Origin of the sequence: Bacillus sp. SD075 (assembly GCF_017355165.1) — a bacterium.
Taxonomy (GTDB): Bacteria; Bacillota; Bacilli; order Bacillales; family DSM-1321; genus Peribacillus.
The window spans coordinates 37,686-54,732 of sequence record NZ_JADILK010000017.1 but is presented as its reverse complement, the minus strand read 5'-3'; the positions used below and the strand labels follow the sequence as shown (position 1 = coordinate 54,732).

The 17,047-nt window shown below is 40.6% G+C and carries 13 protein-coding genes; 8 read left to right on the top strand and 5 right to left on the bottom strand.

The genetic code is table 11. The features are described from left to right. Nucleotides 1-2,850 (top strand): YhgE/Pip domain-containing protein, encoded by a 2,850-nt coding sequence (locus tag IOC57_RS13640; protein WP_286184849.1) that lies wholly within the window; start codon nucleotides 1-3, stop codon nucleotides 2,848-2,850. Nucleotides 2,851-2,892: 42 nt separating this feature from the next. On the opposite strand, the gene IOC57_RS13635 is transcribed toward IOC57_RS13640, so the two are convergent. From IOC57_RS13635 to IOC57_RS13620, 4 genes are all read right to left on the bottom strand, one after another. Continuing rightward, complete coding sequence (locus tag IOC57_RS13635; RefSeq protein ID WP_207439243.1) at nucleotides 2,893-3,264, bottom strand: ArsR/SmtB family transcription factor; 372 nt, start codon at nucleotides 3,262-3,264, stop codon at nucleotides 2,893-2,895. After that, entirely contained in the window at nucleotides 3,265-3,693 is a 429-nt protein-coding gene (locus IOC57_RS13630) for an SRPBCC family protein (RefSeq protein ID WP_207439242.1), read from the bottom strand. It lies immediately after the preceding gene. A 125-nt stretch (nucleotides 3,694-3,818) separates the two neighbouring features. Beyond that, nucleotides 3,819-4,262, bottom strand: a complete 444-nt coding sequence (locus IOC57_RS13625) for a DUF6376 family protein (RefSeq protein WP_207439241.1) — start codon at nucleotides 4,260-4,262, stop codon at nucleotides 3,819-3,821. 33 nt (nucleotides 4,263-4,295) lie between these two features. Next, entirely contained in the window at nucleotides 4,296-4,901 is a 606-nt protein-coding gene (locus IOC57_RS13620; protein WP_207439240.1) for a protein kinase family protein, read from the bottom strand. Between the two features lie 588 nt (nucleotides 4,902-5,489). Between IOC57_RS13620 and IOC57_RS13615 the strand changes: the two genes are divergently transcribed. Beyond that, nucleotides 5,490-8,585, top strand: a complete 3,096-nt coding sequence (locus IOC57_RS13615; protein ID WP_207439239.1) for an SH3 domain-containing protein — start codon at nucleotides 5,490-5,492, stop codon at nucleotides 8,583-8,585. Nucleotides 8,586-8,989: 404 nt separating this feature from the next. Here IOC57_RS13615 and IOC57_RS13610 read toward each other — a convergent pair whose 3' ends face one another. Next, on the bottom strand, nucleotides 8,990-9,424 hold the full coding sequence (locus IOC57_RS13610; protein ID WP_207439238.1) for an Rrf2 family transcriptional regulator: 435 nt from the start codon (nucleotides 9,422-9,424) through the stop codon (nucleotides 8,990-8,992). Between the two features lie 311 nt (nucleotides 9,425-9,735). Here IOC57_RS13610 and IOC57_RS13605 point away from each other — a divergent pair, with 311 nt between their 5' ends. The 6 genes from IOC57_RS13605 (at nucleotide 9,736) to IOC57_RS13580 (ending at nucleotide 16,967) form a co-directional block, all read left to right on the top strand. Further along, nucleotides 9,736-10,425 (top strand): DsbA family protein, encoded by a 690-nt coding sequence (locus tag IOC57_RS13605; protein ID WP_207439237.1) that lies wholly within the window; start codon nucleotides 9,736-9,738, stop codon nucleotides 10,423-10,425. Between the two features lie 2 nt (nucleotides 10,426-10,427). Further along, on the top strand, nucleotides 10,428-10,838 hold the full coding sequence (locus IOC57_RS13600) for a disulfide oxidoreductase (RefSeq protein WP_207439236.1): 411 nt from the start codon (nucleotides 10,428-10,430) through the stop codon (nucleotides 10,836-10,838). Between the two features lie 204 nt (nucleotides 10,839-11,042). Continuing rightward, the gene (locus IOC57_RS13595; protein ID WP_207439235.1) at nucleotides 11,043-11,681 is read left to right on the top strand and encodes an NAD(P)-dependent oxidoreductase; all 639 of its coding nucleotides are present in this window, start codon (nucleotides 11,043-11,045) and stop codon (nucleotides 11,679-11,681) included. Between the two features lie 84 nt (nucleotides 11,682-11,765). After that, complete coding sequence (locus IOC57_RS13590; protein ID WP_207439234.1) at nucleotides 11,766-11,981, top strand: hypothetical protein; 216 nt, start codon at nucleotides 11,766-11,768, stop codon at nucleotides 11,979-11,981. Between the two features lie 322 nt (nucleotides 11,982-12,303). After that, nucleotides 12,304-13,191 (top strand): UTP--glucose-1-phosphate uridylyltransferase GalU, encoded by an 888-nt coding sequence (gene galU / locus IOC57_RS13585; protein ID WP_207439233.1) that lies wholly within the window; start codon nucleotides 12,304-12,306, stop codon nucleotides 13,189-13,191. Between the two features lie 173 nt (nucleotides 13,192-13,364). Further along, nucleotides 13,365-16,967, top strand: a complete 3,603-nt coding sequence (locus IOC57_RS13580; RefSeq protein WP_207439232.1) for a CDP-glycerol glycerophosphotransferase family protein — start codon at nucleotides 13,365-13,367, stop codon at nucleotides 16,965-16,967. Nucleotides 16,968-17,047: the final 80 nt, after the last annotated feature.

The following is a 17,047-nucleotide window of genomic DNA, read 5'->3' as shown; positions in this document are numbered from 1 at the left end:
ATGCTTAAACAGGAATGGAAGCTTTTCCTTACAAATCGAAAACTGCTCGGTGTCGCAATCGTTTTACTGTTCGTCCCGATTATTTATGGGGGGTTATTCCTTAGTTCTGCTTGGAATCCATATGGGAATACAGGTAAATTGCCTGTTGCGGTCGTGAATAAGGATGTGAAGGCGGAATATGAGGGCAAGACCTTATCAGTCGGTAATGAGCTAATCGAGCAATTGAAGGACAATGATGATTTAGAATGGCATTTCGTAACGGAAAAAGCGGCGAAAAAAGGATTCGATGATGGGACCTATTATATGGTCGTTACCATTCCGGAAGACTTTTCAAAAAATGCTTCAACCGTCATGGATGATAAGCCAAAAAAAATGAATTTAACGTATGACGTGAACCCTGGACGAAGTTTCGTTTCTGAAACGGTCGGAAAACAGGCAACGAATAATTTGAAAACGGAAATTGCCGAAAGTGTCACAAAAGAATATGCGGAAGCGATCTTTTCCCAACTGGATGAAATCGGAGAAGGATTGGACGATGCAGCAGATGGGGCATCCAAACTGGATGACGGTGCTGAAAAACTGCATGAAGGAAACACAGAAGTGACAGAAAATCTGAATAAATTAGCTTCCAGCACTTTAACCTTTAAAGATGGAGCGGATAAACTTCAAATTGGCGTAGGCGAGTTTATGGAAGGAGCAAATAAGCTTGAAAGTGGCGCGTCGGAATTAAATAAGGGAATTTCGCAATACACTTCCGGTGTCGGTCAGTTGCAACAGGGTGCGGACGAACTCGCATCAGGCACAGGGGAATTAACTAATAATAGTGAGGCACTTATACAAGGTTCTACCCAACTTTCCACTGGGCTGGCCAAAGTGGTTCCAGGAGCCCAAAGTTTAAATAATGGTTTGGCACAAGCTCAATCAGGCAGTGCGAATTTGAATGATGGGTTGAATCAATTATCACAAAATGCAAGCCAGCTGACGGACCAATCGACAGGAATTCCAAAGTTGGCAGCAGGTCAGCAGAGTTTAAATGAGGGAATCAATCAATTGGCAGAAGGAAGCGAGGCGTTAAATGACGGCCTGAAAAAAATGGATGGCCAATTGCCCGCAGAGGAACAGCTGAGTCAACTTGAGCAAGGACTGACTAGCATTCAAAGCGGTGTAAATCAATTGCAAGAAGCGGTTCCCGCAGGAAGCGGCACGTCCGGTACCGTATCAGGCATTAATGAAGATCTCAAGAATAGCCAAGCGGCTTTAATCGAACTTCAATCAACAATTGCGAATAATGGGCAAAGTACAATCAATGCCGTTCAAAACACGGAAGCGTTCAAAAGCTTGACCGGTGAACAACAATCCGAATTAATCGGAGCCATTCAAAATGAACTTCAAAACCAGGCGGAAGCACAAAAACAGATTGCATCGACTCTTGCTGCAAGTGTATCCGACTTATCGACGCAATTAACGGATAAAGTAATGCCCGTATTGAATGGATTAGGTCAGCTTCCGGAACAAGTGGCCAATTTAAATAATGCGGTGAATAAGGTCAATCCAAACACCGTTACAGCGTTAAACGGATATACGGCAATAAGGAACGCACTGGAAGAACAATTGATTCCTGGTGCAACCCAATTAAATGGCGGCTTGAATGAAGCTGTTGAGGGGAGCAATCAATTAACGGAGGCAACACATAGTTTAAATGAACGGACACCAGAATTAGTGAAGGGGATCAACCAGTTAGCACAAGGCGGTTCCTCGTTAAATAATGGTCTTTCAAAACTAACTGAGGGTTCTGGTCAGTTGGTAGATGGGGTTTCACAACTTCAAGCAGGGTCATCCTCCTTTGGGAATGGTCTTGAGAAGTATGCATTCGGTGTTAGCCAAGTTGGCGAAGGGGCAAACAAACTGGCTAGTGGTGCCAATCAACTAAACGCCAACTCAGCTGCCTTGAACGAGGGCTCATCAGCACTTGTTAAAGGCACTGAACAATTGGCAGGCAATCTGCCTACTTTAAGCAATGGAGTCATTCAGCTTGCTGATGGCGCAGGTAAGATCAATGAAGGCTCATCAGCACTTGCTGAAGGTTCCGGTAAATTGGGTGATGGAATTTCCTCGCTTAAAGATGGAACGGTCGAGCTCTCTGAAAAACTCAGTGATGGTGCAGAAGAAATAAGTGAAAATAAAACTACAGAGGATAATTACAGCATGATTGCTGAGCCGACTCAGGTTAAGGAACAAAAAAGCAGTGACGTGCCGAATTATGGTCATGCATTGGCTCCTTATGTATTGTCCCTTGGGCTATTTGTAGGAGCCATTGCCTTCAATATGGGATTCCCGACAGGCTTGCCTTCAACAAGGCCAACATCAGGAGTGGCATGGTGGTTCAGTAAATTTACGGTTCTATTCATCCAAGCGACACTATCTGCATTGGTGTTGGATGCGATCATGATTTGGGGAATGGATTTACAGGTCGAGAACATGGGGCAATTCATTGGGGTTTCCATACTGACTTCCCTTACCTTCATGTTCATCGTAACCTTCTTGACCGTAGGATTTGGAAATCCAGGTCGTTTATTGGCGATGATATTCCTTGTATTGCAGCTAGGTGCAAGCGGAGGGATGTTCCCAGTGGAGCTGACCAATAACTTCTTCAGTCATGTTCACCCGTTCATACCGATGACATACTCGGTCATGGGCTTCCGTCAGGCGATGAGTACGAGTCTCGGAGCGGATGCATTGACAACGAGTATAGTGTTCCTTACTGGATGCATCATAGTCTTTAATCTATTATTATTGCTAACGATGGTCATCAGGAAGCGCAAAGCGCACAAGGTTGAGCTGGATGCATAAATTAATGAAGAAAACCCCCGGTGCAATGCGCCGGGGGTTTTCTTATGAAGGTTCATCCGTGTCCATTTCTTTTTCGATGATTTTCAATCCATTTTCCGCTGAACCTTCAATCACATGTTTAAGGATGGATAGTTTGTTATCCCAGAATTGATCGTAAAAGGAAAGCCACTGTTTCAATTCCGCTAAAGGTTCTGGCTGAAGCCGAAAGCGTTTTTCCCTTCCTACCTTCCGACCACTGACCAATTCAGCTTCAGAAAGGATATGAAGATGCTTGGCAATCGCTGTACGGCTCATGGAAAAGTGAGAGGTGATTTCTGAAATGGGTAAATCCCCTTCAGCGAGCAATTGCAGGACCTTTCTGCGGGTTGGGTCGGCGATAGCCTGAAATACATCATGCTTTTCTGCTGCAGCCACTTAGCCCTCAACAGCCTTTTTAAGTTTTTGATTAACGATCTGTTCCCAGCCATGATCCATTCTATCACGAATGACTGAGCTTTTTTCGTTCGGTTTCGGAAGAATCGTTTCAGGCCCTTTCCAACCACCATGAATAAGGGTGAACTCCGTTTTGCCATCCATTTCTTTTAAAATGAACGAGATGCTCCACCCGTCCGTATCCCAACTGAATGAAAGCCGATGTGGAGCATCTAACTCCGTTACCTTACAAGGAGATGGACCAAAAGGTGAGTGGACATGGAACTCATGTCCCACTTTCGGTTGAAAATCATTAGGCATGAACCAAGAAGCTATGCCCTCGGAAGTCGAAACTGTATCCCAAACTTTTTGGATAGGTGCTTCAAGAATGACCGTCTTCTTGATATCCTGTAATGTATGTTGATTTTCCATACTGATTCTCCTTTTTAATTAAAGATATAAAACCAATTGGTTTCGCTTTGTCGATTATATAAAACCTTTTGGTTTCATGTCAATAATTTGTTTCGGACCGCTCCTTTTTATTCATTGCAGCCTGCTTAATTACCAAACTCTTCAATTTGTTTTGCCAATCCAGTTATATTATCGATTGATTTCATAATCTCTGAGTCTTCCAATGCCTTAGGGTCAATCTGGCCATTTTCAATATTATTCAGATATAATTCAATGCCCTCTGAAAGCTGTTGATTTGAGCTGACGAGCTTCTCGTGGAAGCCTTCAGCGATTTGGGGTGGTTCAGTTGCATTGAATTCTTCAATCTCCGTTTTCATCAATTCCAGTTCTTTTTCAAGATTTGCTCTTGCTTCGTCATTCGTGACGGCATCTTGTGATAATGCGGGCACCTCATTGGTAAAATCCTTAACGGTATTTACATACTCCGTCGCATTATCCGCATACTCCAATGATGAATTGACTTCTCCCAAAAGCGAGCATCCGCTTAATGTAAGGATGGACAGTAAAGCAATGGTCATTATTTTTTTCATATGTGCCTCCAATGTGATTTTTTATAGTGATGATCAGATGGGTAGAAATCTCTTTTTATAAATTGCTGCAATGGAATTCAATATGAAGCTGGGGATCTTCTTCGGAAAAAATGACTTCGAATAGAAAAGGTGAAATGCACTTTTCAAGTCGTGCCACTGATTGCAGGATTTCACTTGTTTAAACCTTGCAACGTCAATGATCTTCACCTTTTTTTCGGAAGTGATGAAGATGTTTCGTAAATGGATATCCGAAGGGTTCAATCCCTCTTTCCTTGCCAATTGCAGCGCATGGTCTATCTCCGCGATGTTTTCTTCCGTTACCGGGATCCCTAAAGTTAAACATTCAAAAAGAGTGTTGCCTTCAATGTGATCTATAACCAGGTAATTTTCCCCCGCATCATATAGGGTGGGATAGTATTCGATGGATTGGACGGTTTTGTATATTTCAGCTTCAGTTATAGCTGTTTGAGTATGATCTGGGAAAAACACTTTTAGTGCTTTATTGGTGGATTGTATTCGGAATACATATGCGCTGCGGCCTTTTCCGATTAGTGATAAAGATGGGGCGGCATCAAGCAATATATGCTTTTTATCATCGGAAATCTTAACGCTTTGAGCTAATTCATTATAGTTCTGCATACTTTTCACCTCTATTGTGCAATTTTTTCGAATAAAAAAGACGGTATAACCGATTATTGGTTATACCGTCTATTAAAAATTAAAAGACCTCACCAAATAATCGGCAAGGTCTTGCAAACAACTAAAATCAGTTGCCAATAAAGCCGAGGATTCAATCCTGTACTGACGACTTTATTGTATAGCTACTCCCCTTAACAGAAGGATTCTTATAAGTTATATACAGTAATTATATAGGTTATTGCCTCGATCCGTCAAATATAAGGAACGGGTGCTCACCCTTTATGTATATTCGGTAAATGCAGAAAGATGCTCGTCCCATAAGGATTAATTTGAGCACTAAGTAATTATATCAATATATTTTATTTTCATTATTGGCTTATCGCGGAAGCTTCATTGCGAATATTTCTAATTAGTTACTTAAATCTCAATCAGTTTGCTATTATGTTACAAATCTCTTCATCTCCCTGTAGATCTAAAGGAATTTGATATATTTTAGATGAATGAGTATAAATACCTATATCATCATACTAATTTTAACCGATATTTAAATAAATGTTAAAAATATAATTCTTTAGTAGGGAGATTGAGATGAAAAAATTAATTATACCAACTTTCTGTTTTGCAGTGTTGTCTACAGTTGCTTTCGAAGAAAAAATATCTGCAGCTCCACTAAATGCTGAACAGCAAAATATTGAAGATGTCATGTTTGTACATGTGAATTCCGGTTCGCTCAATATGAGAAAAACCGGGGCGGAAGGTGCAACCATAGTTGCAAAGCTGGCAAATGGCACACAGGTAACGGTCTATTCGGAATCTAAAGGCTGGGCGAAGATCAAAGCCAATGGAAAAGAAGGATATGTCAGTACGAAGTATTTATCGGCCTCAAAGCCAGGGACTTTAACGAAAACTGCAGTAGCCAGTAAAACGACAACAAAATATGTGAATGTAAGCACAGGTTCACTAAATATACGAAAAAGCGGCAGTGATAGTGCCAGCATAGTCGCGAAGCTTACAAGGGGTACACAGGTGACGGTGTATTCGGAATCCAAAGGCTGGGCGAAGATCAAAGCCAATGGAAAAGAAGGATATGTCAGTACCAAGTATCTATCGGCAATGAAGCCTGGAATGGTAACCAAAGCTTTGGCGACGGTTAAAACGACAACGAAATATGTGAATGTGAGCACAGGTTCACTAAATATGCGAAAAAGCGGCAGTGATAGTGCCGGCCTGGTCGCGAAGCTGACAAGAGGCACACAGGTAACGGTGTATTCGGAATCGAAAGGCTGGGCGAAAATCAAAGCCAGTGGAAAAGAAGGATATGTCAGTACCAATTATTTATCGGCAACGAAGCCTGGAACGGTAACCAAAGCTGCGGCAACGGTTAAAACGACAACGAAATATGTGAGCACGGGCGCACTAAATATGCGAAAAAGTGGAAAAGCTGCCGCAAGCATAGTCGCCATACTTTCAAAAGGAACGAAAGTGACGGTCTATTCGGAATCCAAAGGCTGGGCGAAGATCAAAGCGAATGGAAAGGACGGATATGTCAGCACCAAATATCTGTCTGCTGCAAAGCCGGGATCGGGATCAACGGCAGCCACACCTGCAAAAACGACGACGAAGTATGTGAATGTGAGCACGGGCGCACTAAATATGCGAAAAAGTGGAAAAGCTACCGCAAGCATAGTCGCCATACTTTCAAAAGGAACGAAAGTGACGGTCTATTCGGAATCCAATGGCTGGGCCAAAGTCAAAGCTAATGGAAAGGACGGATATGTCAACACCAAATATCTATCTGATTCAAAGCCAGGAACGGGATCAACGCCTGTCACACCTGAAAAAACGACAACAAAATATGTAAATGTAAGCTCTGGAACGCTCAATATGCGAAAAAGCGGCTCGGAAAGCGCCAGCTTAGTCGCGAAGCTGTCCAAAGGAACGAAAGTGACGGTGTATTCGGAATCCAATGGCTGGGCCAAAGTCAATGCAAATGGAAAAGACGGCCATGTCAGTGCCAAATATCTATCGACAACAAAACCAGGAACGGAATCAACGGCCGTCACGCCTGAAAAAACGACGACGAAATATGTAAACGTAAGCTCTGGGACGCTCAATATGCGAAAAAGCGGCTCGGAAAGCGCGAGCATAGTCGCAAAGCTGTCCAAAGGAACCGAAGTGACGGTGTATTCGGAATCCCAAGGTTGGGCGAAGGTCAAGGCAAATGGGAAGGATGGATATGTCAGTACTGTCTATCTTTCAACGGCAAAGCCAGGAACGGATTCAAAACCATCCATACCTGAAAAAACAATGACGAAATATGTAAATGTCAGCTCGGGTTCACTGAATATGCGGAATCAGCCAGCAGAGAGTGCTTCCATCATTGTGAAATTGGCAAGGGGTGTAGAGGTAGAAATAGTCTCGGAATCCAATGGCTGGTCAAGAGTTAAAGTGTATGGCGGGGAGGGTTATGTCAATACGCAATATCTATCAGCAACGATGCCTGGTTCTTTACCGGAGCTGAATCCGGAGGAAGTAGAGAACACGTTAGTTAAATATGTAAATGTGAATGATGGCTCCAATCTGAATATGCGGTCTGTTGCATCAGCTACCGCTTCAATTATAGCCAAGCTTGTAAATAATACGGCCGTAACGGTGTATTCAGAGTCTAATGGCTGGTCAAGAGTCACGGCCAATGGAAAAACGGGATATGTCAGCACGCAATATTTAACGGTCAATGCACCGGAAGGTCCAGGAAGTTCGAATGAATCGATAATCAGGATTGATAAGGAGTATAATCTTACGATGGAAAAGATGGTTGAAATTCAAATGGCCGTAAATAGTCAAACGGATAAAAACTATAAAACCTACATACGTGAAGATGGATTAACTTTAATCAATTCAACAAAAGGTACGGTAAAAGGAACCGGATGGCGTGTCAGGGGTGGGGCTGGATCTAATTATTGGGTTGTAGGTCCTGTCAGCGATAATCAATCTATGAATATTAAATCAAAAGTAAAGGGCTCTGACGGATACTATTGGTATGAGGTGGACTATAGCAAGACATGGGTAAATGCCAGTCCGGAAGATATAGAATATAATCTCAACCCCAATAATTTTGTGAATGATCCAATCAAGTCATTCCAATTCGTCAAGCTCTCCCAAGTCACCAACATGAACGTTTCTGAAGTGAATAATAGAATCCTTTCAGGTAAAGGGATTCTACAAGGCCAAGCTGCAACCTTCAATGCGGCAGGGGAAAAATATGGGGTCAATGAAATCTACCTGATTTCACATGCTTTGCTGGAGACCGGGAATGGCACCTCACCGTTAGCAACTGGCGTAAAGGTGAACGGGAAAACGGTCTATAATATGTATGGAGTCGGAGCCTTTGACGGAACGGCGGTAAGCAGCGGCGCTCAATATGCCTATAATGCAGGCTGGTTCACTCCGGAGGCGGCCATCATAGGCGGAGCCGAATTCATCGCCAAAGGATATATCTCTGCTGGCCAGGACACGCTTTACAAAATGAGATGGAATCCTACAGCTGTAGAGAAATATGGATATGCTTCACACCAATATGCAACTGATATTGGCTGGGCAACAAAACAAGTGAAACAGATTTATAATTTGTATAGTTTAATAGATTCCTATAAATTGACGATTGAAGTTCCTAAGTACAAATAAGAAAACGGTAAAAAAAGAGGCTGGGACATAAGAAATTTAGTCAACGATAAACCCGAACTATAAGCGGAATTTCCGGCTGATAGATCGGGTCTTATTTGTTCTTTTCCATAGATTTTGTTGCTTTTTGCATCCTATTTTTAAAAATCTAGTGTAATGGAGCGGAAGACAATCGACTACTAAGGGAAATGGAGGAAAGGCTGAGACCCCGCAGGCTTGCCGAGGAGGCTCCGCTTCCTCCCCGCGGAAAGCGAGTGTCTGTAGCGCAATGGAACGGACTTGTTCTTCCAGCTTGAATGGATGAATAAAACAAAATATACGGAAACAGCATGATATTTAATAGGTAGAATAACGTAGAATGATTCGTCTTTGAGGATGGTTTATTTAGTTATGTCCCAGCCTCTTTGCTATTTAGTTTTATCCTTTTCCAGAATGCCCCTAACGACATCCTCGATCGTTACCACTCCCAATGCCTTCTCCAAGGCAAGTTCCGCAACTGAAAAGATGGGTTCGATCGCATCCTGTATATTTCTTCCAACAGTGCATGCTGGATTAGGATTTTCATGGATTCCAAATAATTCTTTATCGGAGACAACGTTAACAGCCTGATAAACATCGAGCAAAGTAATATCCGATAAGTCCTTGGCCAATGTCGCTCCGGCGATTCCTGGCCGAACGTTCACTAAACCTGCACTCTTCAGCATGCCGGTGATTTTTCTGATTAAGGCTGGGTTGGTGTTTACACTTTTGGCTATAAAATCAGAAGTGTTAACGCCTTCTTTGTTTATTTCTAAAAGAGATAATATATGGATTCCTACGGAAAAGCGGGTACTGATGGACATCTCTTTTTTCTCTCCTTTAAAATCTCTATTCTTATATAGTATAAAATATTTAACATGTAATTCAAGTGGTTACAAGTTATAATGGCCTGCAAGAATAATATTTATCCATTAAACGTTTCCTTGTCAAGTCACTTCGTGTTGCAAGAGCAAAAATAAAAGGTATGTGTAATTGACAAACCATCATGATGAAACTTATATTATAACGTGTAAATGAAACAGTTACAGGTGGAAACGTGCAGGAAGGGGGAACTGATCGGCCGCTATGGCTGTAGAAGGAATATCGACACAACTACAAGTGATGGAGGTATATGATGGCAAATAATAAAAAGGGTAAACAAAAACAATCTTCTGCATTCACGTTTTGGATCATAGGGTTAATCGCTGTAATCATTATTGGTTTTATATTTTTGGCAAATGGGAAAGGCGAAGATACAGCCGTTAATGAAATCGATTATGAATCACAGCCTTATTTGGGAGAAAAATCGGCTCCTGTCCAAATAGTGGAATTTGGTGATTATAAATGTCCAGTCTGCAAGACATTCGAGGAACAGTTCTTTCCTTCTATACAAAGTGAATTGATTGATACAGGAAAAGCGCAATTTTATTTCATGAATTATTCGTTCATTAACGTCGATTCAACCAGATCCGCTAAATTTGCGGAAAGCGTTTATCAGGAATTAGGAAATGAAACCTTTTGGGAATTTCATGAGCTGTTGTACGATAAGCAGCCAGATGACCTGAAATATGAAAAGGAAGATGTCTTTACTGACAAATTCTTAGAAGAAACCTTGAAAGAAATCGCAAATGACAAAGATGTGAAAAAGGTCGTTTCCTCTTTTAAAGCCGATAAGTCCGAGGACGCATGGAACAAGGATATGGAGTTGGCCGACGAATTGGGCGTTTCTGGAACTCCTTCCTTATTTGTCAATGGCAAGAAGTTTGAAGGAAATACAATTGATGATTTAGTGAAAATGGTTGATGATGCAGCGAAGGAGAAATAGTGATGAACAAGTCACTATTATTTTCTTGGATCCTGTCCATCATGGCCACTGCTGGAAGTCTCTATTTTAGTGAGATTCTCCATTATGTTCCCTGTACCTTTTGTTGGTATCAAAGGATCTTGATGTACCCGCTCGTTATTTTATTGGGCCGGGCCTTTTATGAGCAAGACCTGAAAATTTATCGATACATCCTCCCCTTATCAATTTTGGGCATGTTGGTGTCAGGGTATCACTATAGTCTGCAAAAAATTCCAGCCCTGCAGCATTTCGAAATGTGTCAAAGCGGTGTTCCCTGTTCTGGTGAGTATATAAATTGGCTAGGATTCATCACGATCCCGTTTTTGGCCTTCATCGCTTTTACTCTCATCACTATCTGCATGGGACTGCTAATGAAAAGAAAAAACAGCATGTAATGAAGCGCACCATTCCAAAAGGAATGGTGCTTTTTTACATATAACGACGAAAAACAGGATATATCTCCGGAAATCTGCAATATATCGACGAAACTCCTCTAAATAATAAAAGTTGACAAAAGAACACCTGTAACTTATATTGTTACATGTAAGTTATTCGGTTACAATCAAAGTTTCAAAAACAATATATAGGAGGAATTTAAAGTGAAAATCGGTATTATTGGTGCGAGTGGAAAAGCTGGAAGTCTGATTTTAAAGGAAGCATTGACTAGGGGACATGAAGTTACGGCCATTGTCAGGGATGTAGCCAAAGTCCAAATTCAAGTATCCGTACTGGAAAAAGACGTATTCGATCTGAAATCAGGAGATATTAAAGAATTTGATGTGGTAGTGAATGCATTTGGCGCTGCTCCAGGGAAGGAACAACTGCATGCCGAGGCAGGAAGAATCTTAATTGAGGCAATGAAAGGGGCTCCTCAAACTAAATTGATTGTTGTTGGCGGAGCTGGAAGCCTTTTCGTAGACGAGGCAAAAACGATTCGTGTCCTGGATACGCCTGAGTTCCCTAAAGAATACTATGCAATAGCCTTTAATCAATCCAAGAACCTTGGAGATCTACAAAATGCAACTGGCATCCAATGGACGTTCATCAGTCCTTCCGCCTTCTTTGATCCGCAAGGAAATAGAACAGGCGTGTATAAACTGGGTAAAGACCACCTTCTTGTAAACTCAAAGGGTGAAAGCTATGTAAGCTATGCTGATTTTGCACTTGCAGTACTTGATGAAATTGAAAATCCGCAGCACAGTAACCAACGCTTTACCGTTGTTGCTGAGTCTGAATAATTTGTAAGGTTTTAGTGGACGTCGCCCTTTGTGGTGACGTGATTGAAGGCGCCGGGCAGTTTCAAGGGATATTGAATCAGTTACGTGAGGCTCCTCCAAAACACATTGCGGGAAAAGGATTATCAAAGCGGTGTGAAGCTGACGGCAGGCACCAATAAGGAGGAAGACATTGATTTACCTAAATCAAATGTAAGTACTTCCTTGAAGATGGTACATGGGTGGGTATGCTTGCGGCCATCTGATACAGAACCTGAAAACAAATTCTATATCGGGATCCAAGGTGAAACGATGAGAAACTGAGCTGAAATTGAACCAGGTCATGAAATCTTTGATGGGAAATATTAACGAGAGGATCAATGGTTCTAAAAGAATGAGCCTTTGGACCTATCGGACGTATAATTAAGAAAAATAAGGCCTTTCCTGAAATATCGGGGAAAGGCCTTATTTTTTCAAGAAGAAAGCGGGATATTGTATTGGGCGTAAGTTTTAAATTTTGGATATGTATACAAATGATGGTTATTTTTTCCGATAATATATTTACAAAAAACGAGTCTATGTTACTATGAAAAGGGTGAATAAGTAAAATTTGTAGTTTTATCCTAATGTGAAGGGGTTACAAGGAATGAAAAAAGTTAAAAAGGCCATTATACCTGCAGCGGGTTTAGGAACTAGATTTTTGCCTGCAACGAAGGCAATGCCTAAAGAAATGCTGCCAATAGTGGATAAACCAACTATTCAATATATTATAGAAGAAGCCGTGAGAGCGGGAATTGAAGATATAATCATTGTTACAGGAAAGAATAAACGAGCGATAGAAGATCATTTTGATAATGCATACGAACTAGAGAATAACTTGAGGGATAAAGGGAAATTCGATTTATTGGAGAAGGTGCAATTCCCATCCAATTTAGCTAATATCCACTATATCAGGCAAAAGGAACCGAGAGGCCTCGGACATGCTGTTTGGTGTGCACGTAACTTTATTGGTGATGAGCCTTTTGCCGTCCTTTTAGGCGATGATATTGTAGAAAGCGATGTGCCCTCCCTACTCCAATTAATCAACGAATATGATGCGACAGGTTCGTCCATCATTGGTGTGCAGCCGGTAAATGAGAACGAAACACATAGATACGGCATCATTGACCCGCTTGCGCAAGAAGGCAGAAGATACGAAGTGAACCGTTTCGTTGAAAAACCAAAACAAGGAACGGCGCCATCCAATTTAGCCATCATGGGACGGTACATACTTACTCCGGAAATATTCGATTTCCTAGCCAAGCAGGAAACAGGGGCTGGCGGTGAAATCCAATTAACGGATGCCATCCAAAAACTGAATGAAATCCAAAAAGTCTTCGCCTATGATTTTGAAGGAAAACGCTATGATGTCGGTGTTGTCGAGGGCTTTGTGAAAACGACCATTGAATTTGCCCTGCAACGTCCAGATTTAAGAGACGACATCATAAAAGTAATGGAAAATATCCTCGAACTGCACAAGACAGTGGGCAAATAAACTATTACTGCCAAGCATAATCATATGAATTTATCGAATTTTCTAACTTAATAGAGTGAGTGAAAATAAAAATCTCCAACTATTGACCATTCATAGTTGTTATTTTTTGTTAATGGAAGACAAACATAATTTTGAATGGTGAGTATGAATCCATAAAAGGGGATGCCTATTTAGTGAATAAGAAGGTAATAAAAAGAAAAGTCGATTTCCTCAAACAGCCTATCACTAATTTCTTAATAAAGGAAAACCATCAGCGTGTAAATAGATATGCAAAATATTATGAGAAATTAAGCGTACAAAAACACACAATTCTATATGAGAGTCGTGATGGAAACAGTATGACTGACAGCCCATACGCTATGTTTAAATATATGCTGGAAAATCAAGACTATCAAGACTTTATGCACATTTGGTCCATCCAGGATTTCAGTGTCCTCTCAGGTGTAATAACGAAGTTTAAGGATATGCCGAATGTTCAATTTGTTCAACGTAATTCAAAGGAATACTTAAAATGGTTGGCAACAAGTGAGTATTTAATCAATAACTCCACATTCCAGTCGTTCTTCATCCCTAAAAGCGATCAAATTTACATCAATACCTGGCATGGAACGCCACTAAAGAATATGGGCTTTGATATACCAGGTAACCCATCTCATTCTCAAAACGTTGTCAGGAACTTTTTGAGTGCAGATCACATTTTGAGCCCTAATGCCCATACCACCAACATATTTACACATAGCTACAAGTTAAATGGATTGTATAAAGGTGAAATTATAGAAGAAGGATATCCGAGGATCGATTTGACGCTGAATACGAATCCCAGGGAGTATAAGGAATATCTAAGGACTCTAGGTTTGAAAATCAGTGATGCCAAGGAAAATATTTTATATGCGCCGACTTGGAAGGGGACGAATCTGGCCAAAGTGGATAATGATCTCCTTCAAATCATTGCGGATATGAATGATTTACAAAGTCAAATTGGTGAACAATATAACCTACTTATTAAGGTGCATCCATTTCTATATAAAGAGGCTGCCAAGCATTCGGAAATCCTGGATCGACTAATACCTGACCATGTGGATACAAATGAACTGCTTGCTGCAGTCGATTTGCTCATCACGGATTATTCCAGCATCTTCTTTGATTACCTTGTTACCGATAGGCCCATCCTATTTTACACATGGGATACGGACGTTTATGCAGAGCAAAGGGGACAATATCTCCAAAACGACGAACTTCCGGGACCCATGCTTTTTAACTCAAAGGAATTGGCTCTAGCCATTAAAGATATTAAAAAGGTGAAATTGGGATATTCAGATAAATATAAAAAAATGCAGGGGAAATTCACTAACCATGAGGATGGAAGGGTAACAGAAAGAATAGTTAATCATATTTTCAAAAAGTCTACGAAACAACTAAACACAATTACTGGTCTGGATTCCGCAAAGGAAAAAATACTAATTTATCCGGGCGGATTGAGGGATAACGGGATAACATCCTCTTTCCTAAACTTAATGAATAATATTGATTATGAGAAATATGATGTCAGCTGTTTTACGGCCACTCCCCACTCGCACGAGGTTTTGAAAAACATGGGTAAGGTTAATAAGAATGTGCGCTTTCTATTCAAACCTGGCTTGCCTGTGTATAAATTTTTGGAAATCTACAAAGACAAATTCATCCATAACAGAGGGGAAAGAGGTTTCTTAGGGAAGAGGCTTTACCCGGAAAATGCCTATATTAGAGAGCATGCACGTTTATTCGGTAAAACAAAATTTGATTTTGTTATCGATTTCAGCGGTTACAGCCATTATTGGGCTAAATATCTGCTGGCGGCTGATGCAAAAAAGAAAGTTTGTTATATGCACAATGATTTGCTTTCTGATAGTGAGCGAATCATTAATGGAAAGAGACCTCACCGTATCAATCTAAGGGGACTGTTTTCCGTATACAATCGATTTGATAAACTGGTGAGTGTTTCTGAGGGCACGATGGAATTAAACCGTAAGAATCTATTGGAGTATGCAGACTATGATAAATTTGATTATGTAATGAATTCTATCAACCCGGATAAAATCCTTCAAATCGAGTCAAATGAATCTGAAGTTATTGAAAATGATGAAATGGCATTGTTCACAGAAAACTTCAAAGCAAGGGCGATAGTAAGGCATGTTAAGGATAATCAAGTTTGGAATACCCTTCCGGGAATTGCGAATGCCAATCAATTTCCACTGGAAGAACGATTTGAAGACGCTGATATCGTGATTTCAAGAAAAGCCTATGCTGATCAAAAGACTTTTTACAAATTCAGTCATGACAATCAAGTAATTGGCTGGATTAGTGAAGAAGCAGTGGAGCTGTTGCCAGACAGCATTATTTATGAAAAAGAATTGGATAAATTGGCGAGGTTAGTAAGACCAAGAGGAAACTTTATTTGGTCCCTGCCGTATAAGGTTGATGGAACGTACAAAGTTTCCGGCAGTCAAGATTTTAAAGGGATCATTGTAAAAGTCGATAGGGAAGCAAAAACCCAGCATTCGATTTATAGCAGAATATCTGTAAAAGAAAAGATAATAGGCTGGATAGATAATTCAGCTTTATCCATGCTTGAACATTATACAATCAATGAAAACATGGGATTTAATGAAAAGCTGCAAATCATGATGAAAAGAAAGTATATACTATCCAGAAACTATAGAAACAATAAAGAATTCATTGATAAGATTGAAAATAGAACGCTGAAGGAAATAAACACCGGTAATCAGAAGTACGGAAAAATAACTACCCCGGAAGACCATACAATCTGGACGAAAGCTTATCCGAACTACAAGGCTAAGAGAGTGGGCAAGGCAATCGATTTTGAAGGGCAAGTTGTCAGAATCATAATGTATAACAGAACCAAAAAAGGCGGCTATTACCTTTTCGAAAGCGATAATAAGAAAATTGGCTGGTTAAATACGGGAGCATTCGAAATCATAGAAGAGCCAATACTGTTAAAAGAACGGGAAGTGCGCGGCACTGCCGAAATTAAATTAGGCGATTATAATATTTGGGATAAGGCTTATGGGCTGCAAGATGCCATGGTCTTGGAAAATGGGCCCACCTTTAACGGCCGGATCGTGGAATTCGATAAAGAAGCGGTTACTCAACTTGGTACTTATGCCCATATATTATTGGATGGGATATCTATAGGTTGGATCGATAAACAGGCGTTAATCGTACAAGAGGTGCGTGGATTGGAAGTGAATAATCAATTCGTTCCATATCCGGATGAAAATGATTTTAACTTTGTCAATATGGGAAGGTTATCTCCTGAAAAAGGTCAAGATAATTTGATTCGTGCATTCGCAGGCTTTCATGGGAAACACAAAAAAAGTAAACTGTATATTTTAGGACAAGGACCTTTAAAGGAAGATTTGCAGGCAATCATTGATGAGCTGGACTTAAATCATTCCATTCATCTTTTGGGTCAGCTTGAAAATCCATTTTCGTTCATGGAAAAATGTGACTGCTTCGTTCTTTCCTCACATTATGAAGGGCAGCCTATGGTATTATTGGAGGCAATGACCTTAGGAATGAAAATCATGGCTACTGACATAGTGGCTAACCGTACCGTTTTGGAAAACGGTAAATATGGTTTACTTGTTGAAAATAACCTAGATGGACTGGAAAAGGGCTTATCTACTATGGTTAGTAATGATTATCCTAAACTAGCGAAGTTTGATTATACCCAATATAATGGATTGGCCATGGAAACTTTCAATAAATGTCTATAAAAGAGAGAGGTTCTTATAATTAGACCTCATACTCATGACATATATAGGTTGCTAAATTTGTTAATGATTCATTCAAGCTT